This window comes from Xanthobacter sp. BG11Y11_SDJG (assembly GCF_057364445.1).
Genome location: NZ_JBNFNU010000012.1, coordinates 21,474 through 29,133, shown reverse-complemented (window position 1 = coordinate 29,133; position 7,660 = coordinate 21,474). Strand labels below are relative to the sequence as shown.

5 protein-coding genes and 2 pseudogenes are annotated in these 7,660 nt (G+C 68.0%); 2 read left to right on the top strand and 5 right to left on the bottom strand.

Annotated features, from left to right (window positions below; all coding sequences use genetic code 11):
* From AC2W7M_RS03045 to AC2W7M_RS03025, 5 genes and pseudogenes are all read right to left on the bottom strand, one after another.
* The coding region (locus AC2W7M_RS03045) for a CaiB/BaiF CoA transferase family protein (protein ID WP_486129943.1) at positions 1 to 1,107 on the bottom strand (1,107 nt) is incomplete at its 3' end.
* A gap of 54 nt (positions 1,108 to 1,161) precedes the next feature.
* Positions 1,162 to 2,668: pseudogene (locus AC2W7M_RS03040) on the bottom strand (tripartite tricarboxylate transporter permease).
* Positions 2,668 to 3,180 (bottom strand): tripartite tricarboxylate transporter TctB family protein, encoded by a 513-nt coding sequence (locus tag AC2W7M_RS03035; protein WP_486129942.1) that lies wholly within the window; start codon positions 3,178 to 3,180, stop codon positions 2,668 to 2,670. Before AC2W7M_RS03035 ends, AC2W7M_RS03040 begins: the two are co-directional and overlap by 1 nt.
* A gap of 31 nt (positions 3,181 to 3,211) precedes the next feature.
* A complete protein-coding gene (locus AC2W7M_RS03030) occupies positions 3,212 to 3,979 on the bottom strand; it encodes an enoyl-CoA hydratase/isomerase family protein (RefSeq protein ID WP_486129955.1) in 768 nt (255 codons plus the stop codon).
* A 120-nt stretch (positions 3,980 to 4,099) separates the two neighbouring features.
* A complete protein-coding gene (locus AC2W7M_RS03025) occupies positions 4,100 to 5,584 on the bottom strand; it encodes an NAD(P)-binding domain-containing protein (RefSeq protein ID WP_486129940.1) in 1,485 nt (494 codons plus the stop codon).
* A 253-nt stretch (positions 5,585 to 5,837) separates the two neighbouring features.
* Here AC2W7M_RS03025 and AC2W7M_RS03020 point away from each other — a divergent pair, with 253 nt between their 5' ends.
* Together AC2W7M_RS03020 and AC2W7M_RS03015 are read left to right on the top strand one after the other, a co-directional pair.
* On the top strand, positions 5,838 to 6,821 hold the full coding sequence (locus AC2W7M_RS03020; RefSeq protein ID WP_486129938.1) for a tripartite tricarboxylate transporter substrate binding protein: 984 nt from the start codon (positions 5,838 to 5,840) through the stop codon (positions 6,819 to 6,821).
* 88 nt (positions 6,822 to 6,909) lie between these two features.
* Positions 6,910 to 7,652: pseudogene (locus AC2W7M_RS03015) on the top strand (MmgE/PrpD family protein); the annotation flags it as partial.
* Positions 7,653 to 7,660: the final 8 nt, after the last annotated feature.

Genomic DNA, 7,660 nt, shown 5'->3' with positions numbered 1-7,660 from the left:
CGGCGCGGCGCGGTCCGGCGGGCGAGAAGGTCGCGCACGAAATCGCGGTCTTCGTCTCTTTGCGGCACCGCTTGCGCCGCCGGCCGCGCGCCTGGGAGCCTCGGAACAGTGCGCCGGGCACCCGCACGTGCGTGCCGTCGGCAGCGCCGCCGTCCGGGTCATATGGCGGTGGCGCAGGTTGCGCTCCTCGAACAGATCGGCGATCCGCGCCACCGGGCCGGCGGGGATCGCGCCGGCGTCGAGCTGGTCCATGCATTCGGCCACCGTCAGGCGGGAGGTCCACTCCTCCATCAGCCGGTCGACCTCGGGATTGTGGGTCACGCGTCCCGAAGGCGTGGTGAAGCGCGGATCGTCCGCGAGGTCGGGCCGGCCGATGATCCGGCAGATGCGCACCCACTGGTCGTTGGAGCCGGAGCAGACCATCACCCAGCCGTCGCGCGCGCGGTAGGCGTTCCACGGCGACATGGAGGGATGGTGGTTGCCGATGCGCTTCGGCGTGCCGCCGGCGAAATGCCGGGGCAGGAAGGTGGTGAGCATGCTGAAGGCGCAGTCGTACAGGGCGACCGCGGCGTGCTGGGGCGGCGCGCCGCGCGCACGGGCGCGCAGGGCGAGCAGCACCGACGCGGCGGCATAGAAGCCGGAGGTGAATTCGAGGATCGGCGTGTTGCAGGGGATCGGCGGCCCGTCCGGGTCGCCGGTGACGTCCATCACCCCCGAGAGCGCCTGGACCAGACCGTCCGGCAGAGGGTCGCCGTCCGCTCCGGCGCCGAGCGCGGTGACGTCGCAGACGAGACCGGCCTGCGCCAGGGCCGCGGCGATCGGCTCGGGCCAGTGCCGGTCGAGGTCGCGCGAGACGAGGACCGCATCCGCCTTGGATATGACCGCGGCGACCTCGGCCGCGGCGTCCGGCCCATCGAGCGCCAGGCTGTGCTTGCCGGCGGCCAGGCTGGCGCGGTGTGGCGCTTTGGTGCCCCCGTCCCCCGGCGCAGCGGGCTCGATCACCACCACCGTGGCACCGAGTTCCGCGACCAGGGCTCCGCAGACGGCAACGGCGATCCGCTCGCCAAGCTCGACGATCACAAGGTCAGGCGAAAGGGGGGTCTTCATGTCCGGCTCGGCTCCCCTGGTGTGGTGGTTGGCGGCGTCCGGCGGGATTGGCGTTCACGTCTCCTCCTCGAAGGCCAATTCGCGGGTCTTGCGCACATTGGGCAGGATCACGATCACCAGCAGGCACACGGCAAGCACCAGGAGCACCGCGCTGATGGGACGGGTGACGAATACGCTCGGATCGCCCGACGACAGCAGCATAGCGCGCCGCAGGTTCTCTTCCAGCAGCGGACCGAGCACGAACGCCAGCAGCAGGGGCGCCGGCTCGCACCGCCATTTGGTGAGCGCGTAGCCGAGCACGCCGAAGACAATCAACAGCAGCACCTCGAAGGACGAGTTGTTGACGCTGTAGACGCCGATGCAGGACACCACCAGCAGCACCGGATGGAACATGCGATAGGGCACCTTGAGCAGCGCCACCCACACGCTGATCAGCGGCAGGTTGATGATGACCAGCATGATGTTGCCGATCAGCATCGAGGCGATGACGCCCCAGAAAAGTTCCGGGTTCTTGGTCATCACCTGCGGTCCCGGCTGGATGCCGTGGATCATCATCGCCCCCGCCATGAGGGCGATAACGGCATTGGACGGGATGCCCAGCGTGAGCAGGGGGATGAACGAGGTCTGCGCGCCGGCATTGTTGGCAGCCTCGGGCGCGCGACGCCTTCGACGGCGCCTTGCCAAAGCGGTCGGGGTTCTTGGCGATGCGCTTTTCGAACGCGTAGGCGGCGAAGGCGGAGAGCGTTGCGCCGCCGCCCGGCAGGAGTCCGAGAATGGCGCCGAGGATGGTGCCGCGGATCGCGGCCGGGCTCGCTTCGCGGAAGTCCTGGCGGCTCGGCATCAGGCTGCCGATCTTGGCCTGAACGAGCGAGCGGTACTCCGGGCTTTCCAGGTTGCGCAGCGTCTCGGCGATGGCGAACAAGCCCATTGCCAGCGGCACGAAGCCGATGCCGTCGTTGAGCTCGGGGATGCCGAGGGTCATGCGCGGCTGGCCGGTATTGATGTCGGTGCCGATCATGGACAGGAAGAAACCCAGCACGATCATTCCGAGCGCCGAGAGGACCGAGCCACGCGCCAGCACGATGGCGGCGATCATGCCGAGCACCATCAGCGAGCAGTATTCGGCGGGGCCGAACAGCAGCGCGACCTCCGCCAGCGGCGGCGCGAAGAGCGCGATGAAGAGGGTGGCGAAGAGGCCGGCGAACAGCGAGGCCAAGGCGGCGATCGCCAGCGCCGGACCGGCGCGGCCCTGGCGCGCCATCTGGTAGCCGTCGAGGCAGGTGACGACGGACGAGTTCTCGCCCGGCAGGTTCACCAGGATGGCGGTGGTGGAGCCGCCGTAGGAGGCGCCGTAATAGATGCCGGCGAGCATGATAAGCGCCGAGACCGGCTCGAGATAGAAGGTCACGGGCAGCAGCATGGCCACCGTCGCCACCGGACCGAGGCCGGGCAAGACGCCGATGAGCGTGCCGATGAGGGCGCCGATCAGGCAGTAGAGGAGGTTTGCCGGCTGTGCGGCGGTGGCGAAGCCGGACAGGAACTGATTGAACAGGTCGAACATCAGAAGAACTCCGGCCACAGCGGCATGGGCAGGCCCAGCGCATCCACGAAGATCAGGCTTGCGGTGACCGCGAGCCCGATGGCGAGGACGATCGTTTCGCGCCAGCGGGTCTCGGTGTCGGCAAGGCCGGCCATGAAGACCACGCCGCAGATGGTGATCGGCAGGCCGAGCCGATCAAGCGCCACGGAAAAGAAGGCGATGGCGGCGCAGACCAGGATCAGTGGCCGCGGATACCAGCGCGCCAGCTTGTCCTCGTCCGCAAACAGGCTGCGCACCATGATGGCGAGGCCCAACGCGATCAGCACGTAGGCGCTCGCGGTGGGCAGCCAGCCGGGCCCCATCCGCACGGCGGTGCCAACCCTCAGGTTCTGCGCGAGCCACAACCCCCAGCCGGCGATGCCGATGCAGGTAGCCCCGGTCAGAACATCGTTCCAGTTCTTCACCTGCGGGATAGGACTTGCCGATCTGGGGCGGCCCGTCTCGGCGACTGCACCCTTGAGTTTCGAGTCCATGCATTCCTCCCTCTCGCGGCATCTTCGGCCGTCAGGATCGGTTTCCGATCTCGCTCTTGTAGCTCTCGATCCGCTGCTTCAGGCCCGGGCGCGCGACGGAGGCGGCGAGGTCGGCCATGTCCTGCGCCCGCGTGTCAGGGCGCAGGCAGCGGGAGATGGCTTCGTGCGTCTGCGGCGCGAGGAGCCCGAAGCTGGCGAAGATGGCCGACTGGCGCTCCTGCCACGCGGACTGCGCAATGATCTCGCTCGCGAAGCCATGGGCGATGGCGGTGTCGGCATCGAGCTCGATGCCATCCAGAATCAGTCGGCGCGCCGCTCCGGCGCCGACGATGGCGCCCAGGCGCCGGGTGCCGAGCACCACGCCGAAGCGCACGCCGGGAAAGCGGAACGTCGTCCCGGGGGCGGCGATCCGGCGCGCGCACGCGCCAAACAGATCGGCCCCGGCGCCGAACACGCGTCCATGGGCGAGGGCCAGCGTCTCGCCGGGGAAGTGATGGACCGCCTGCAGCATCCCTTCCGCCTGCAGGAAGCGCAGCGCCAGGTCGCCGTCGCTCTGCCGGTCGAGGCCGCCGAGGTCGAAGCCCGAGCAGAAGCTCGGCCCGGCGCCTTCGATGACGAGCAGGCGCGTGCCGTCGCGCGCCGCGCTGGCGACCGCGGCGCTGAGTGCCAGAACCAGCCCAGCGTTCAGCGCATTACCGCGCGCGGGCCGGTTGAGCTGGAGGCGCGTCACCGGTCCCGCCCGCTCGATGATCAGTTCTTCCGCGCCCTGTCCTGTGCTCATCGCCTGTCCGTTTTCCATTGCCAAAGGATGATATTCCGCAGCGGCATGAAGAAAGGCGTGCAGCTGAGGGCTGGCGGACGTTCGACAAAGAAATGGAACGTTGTTTCGTAAAATGTCAACGCCGATCCGCGCGGCGCATCACGGCGCGATGTCCTCGGGAGGAACGAAGTAAGGGGTCGGCTCCAGCTCGGCCTCGCGGAACCGTCGCATGCTCTGCCGGTAGGTCCGGAAGTCGGCGACGAAAAGGTCGCGGGCGATTGCAGCAGCTGCACGGGTGGTGGTGGCGCGCACCGCCGGCAGGTCGCCCGCAAGCGCGCCATGGCTGAGGCTGGCGCCGAAGCTCAGCAGATAGAGGTCTCCGACCTCCGGCGGGTGGACGCCGGCCTTCGCCGTGAGCTGGAAGTCGGGGGTCAGATAGGGCAGGCGCGCGAGCGCCGGAAAGCGCGCCGCCTCATCCGGCGCGACGCGCTCCCCCCACGTTTCAATGTGCGGCAGAATTGTGCGCAGATAGGGCACGTCGGCAAGGTCGACGTTGAAGCCGGTGGCGAAGATGACGGCATCGAAGCGATGTCGCCCCTTCGCGGTGACGATGTCGATCGCGTCGTCGTCCGGGATCAGGTCGACCCAGGGCTCGGCAAACCGCAGATCGAAGCCGGCGTGCCGCGTGCAGCGCAGAACCGATTCGTGGGGCGGCGGCATCTGCACGCTGGCGACGTGGCTCATGAATTCCCATCGCGCGGCGTCGTCCATTGCGGGAAAACCGTGCTGAAAACCGGGAAAGACCATCCAGCGCGACTTGTTCACCTGCGGCAGCGTCGGCCGGCGGCAGAACATCACCGCTGCGGCCGCGCCGGCCTCCAGCGCCGTGCCGGCATTGTCCAGCGCTGAGGCATTGGCGCCTAGGATCGCCACGCGCTTCCCCCGGAGCGGGGCGAAGTCGATGGCGTCGGCGGAGTGATGGATCTGCGGATGGCGGTCGCCGCTAGTCATGTCGAACGAGGGGAAGGCGGGTACCTGCCGCCCGCCCGCACCCTCGCGGCCGGTGGCGAGGATCACTTTCCGAGAAAAGACCACCTCGCGGCCGAGCGGGCCCTCGATTTCGGCGCGCAGGAATCCGTCTGCGAGTTCGAGCGCGTGGAGATTGGTCTGGTTCTCGACAGGCAGTTCGAGCACCCGCCGCAGCCACAGGAGATAGGCGAGCCAGTCGAGCCGGTGGACCTTGTAGAGTTCGTCCCAGCTTCGTCCCTGGGCCTCGTGCCAGGCGCGATAGGTGAGCGAAGGCACGCCGAGGTCCGGGCCGCACTGGCGTTTCGGCGAGCGCAGGATGTCCATGCGGGCGTATGTGCCCCATGGGCCCTCTTCGCCCTCGCGGGCGCGATCGATGACTCGCACGTTGCGAATGCCCTCGCGGCGGAGCGCGAAAGCCATGGTCTGGCCATACATTCCGCCGCCGATTACCAGCGCGTCGAGCGCCGTCGACCCGTCGGGCGCCAGCTTCTGCACCGGCCAGGCGCGCGGCGGGTAATTGAGGCGGTCCAGATCGCGCTTCACTTCGCGCTCGAGCTCGGCAAGGGACTCGCAGTCCCGAGCGGCGCGCCCCTGATCGACGCGATCCAGCATCATGTCCATTCCTCGCCCCCCTCCCACCTGCAGGCGCTTCGGTACTATTGTTCCGATAATTAGATCACAAGTTCATCATTCAGAACACTAGAATATCCCCCGGCCCCGACTGCGTTATGGAGGGCCACGCGCGCGACGCGCCTTGACAGGGCGAGCGTGACACGTGCCATATATCGAACCCTATGCTCAAAATATGAGACAGAAGGCACGCCAGGTCCGACATACGGGCCGGAACACCAAGCCGGAGGGGAGGAGAATGAATCTCATCGTGAACCTGATGGGCGGCGCGGCGCTGGCCGCCGTGCTCGGTCTGGCGGGCACGCCCGTGCGCGCGGAAGATGCGGCCGCCAACTACCCGAACAAGCCGATCCGCCTCATCGCTCCGTTCGCGCCCGGCGCGCTAACCGATACGCTGGCGCGACTGATCGGCAACAAGATGTCGGTCGACTGGGGGCAGCCGGTCGTGGTGGAGAACCGGCCCGGAGCAGCCGGCTCCATCGGCACCGCAGTGGTGGCGAATTCCCCGCCCGACGGCTACACGCTGGTGGTGATCACCAGCGGCCACGTGATCAATCCAAATTTCACCCAGCTGCCCTATGATCCGGTGAAAAATTTCGAACCGGTCATCCTCCTCACGGAAATCCCGAACCTGGTCGTTGTCCACCCCTCCGTGCCGGCGAAGACTCTGGACGAATACGTGAAGCTGGTGAAGGCCAACCCGAAGGACTACCCCTACGCCACGTCCGGTGCCGGCGGCAGCAGCCACGTCACCATGGAGTGGTTCAAGACCGTCGCCAAGCTCGACAACGCTCACGTCTCCTACAAGGGCGGCGCGCTCGCCATTTCCGACCTCTCCGCCGGCCACATCAAGACCGCGATGAGCACGGTTCCGACCGGATTTCCCTACGTGGATTCCGGCCGCGCGCGCGCCATCGCCGTGTCCAGCAAGAAGCGTTCGCCAGTGCTGCCGGACGTGCCGACGCTGGAGGAGAGCGGCTATCCCGTGGTTTCGGTGGAGTGGTGGGGCGTGCTCGCGCCCGCCGGCACGCCGCTCGCCATCCGCGAGAAGCTCAACTCCGAGATCGCTCGCATCATGAAGATGCCGGACGTGGAGCAGAAGCTCTCTCAGATCGGCGTCGCCTTTACTGGAGGCTCCATCGCCCAGTTCGACGCGTTCCTGAAGGACGAAATGATCAAGTGGGCTCGCGTCATCAAGGAAGCCAACGTCAAGAACGAGTAGGCGGCCGCGCGGGCGCCTGACGACGGCGCCGGACGCCGACCACGCCGCCGCGGCGGAACGCGGCCGGTAAGGACTTGATCGAGGACGCATGCCTTCCATGACCAGCGCCGCCGCCTCTGCCGCCTCCGTCGTTGCCGTGCCCGCTCCCAGGCATGTCCGCGACGGCCTTGCCGCCATCGCTTCCGAGATCCGCTTCGAGGATCTGCCGCACAAAGTTGTCGCCAAGGCGAAGATTCTCATCCTCGACACCGTCGGCTGCGCGTTGGGCGGGCTGTCCGGCGATCCGACCCGGGCGGTCTACGCCATGGTCGAGGCCTTGGGCGGGCGACCGGAGGCGACGATCATCGGCTCGCAGGCCCGCACCTCATGCACGCTCGCCGCCTTCGCCAACGGCACGGCGCTGCGCTATCTCGACGTTAACGATTATTATTTCGGCCGCGATCCCGCCCATGCCAGCGGCAACCTCGCCGCAATCCTTGCCGTGGGTGAAAAACGGGCGCCTCGGGGCGCGACATCATCGCCGCGCTGGTGGCGGCCTACGAGGTCCAGTTCCGCCTGTGCGACCATGCGGGCACGCCGAGCCTGTGGGACCGCGGCTGGCACCATGCCACCAACATGTCCTACGCCAGCGCCGCCGCCGCCGCCCGGCTGATGGGCCTCGATGCCGCAGGCACCGCCGAGGCGCTCGCCATCGCCGGGACCCACGGCAACATCCTCACTGAGTCCATGCGCGGGCGCATGGCCACCATCAAGGCCACCATCGAGGCGGTGGCCGCCAAGGGCGGCGTCGAGGCGGCGCTGATGGCGGCCCATGGCCTCACGGGGCCAGAGACCATCTT

Excerpts from the sequence above, each read along its gene's own strand:
- AC2W7M_RS03035 (WP_486129942.1), bottom strand. The coding sequence starts at position 3,180 with ATGGACTCGAAACTCAAGGGTGCAGTCGCCGAGACGGGCCGCCCCAGA.
- AC2W7M_RS03030 (WP_486129955.1), bottom strand. The coding sequence starts at position 3,979 with ATGGAAAACGGACAGGCGATGAGCACAGGACAGGGCGCGGAAGAACTG.
- AC2W7M_RS03025 (WP_486129940.1), bottom strand. The coding sequence starts at position 5,584 with ATGATGCTGGATCGCGTCGATCAGGGGCGCGCCGCTCGGGACTGCGAG.
- AC2W7M_RS03020 (WP_486129938.1), top strand. The coding sequence starts at position 5,838 with ATGAATCTCATCGTGAACCTGATGGGCGGCGCGGCGCTGGCCGCCGTG.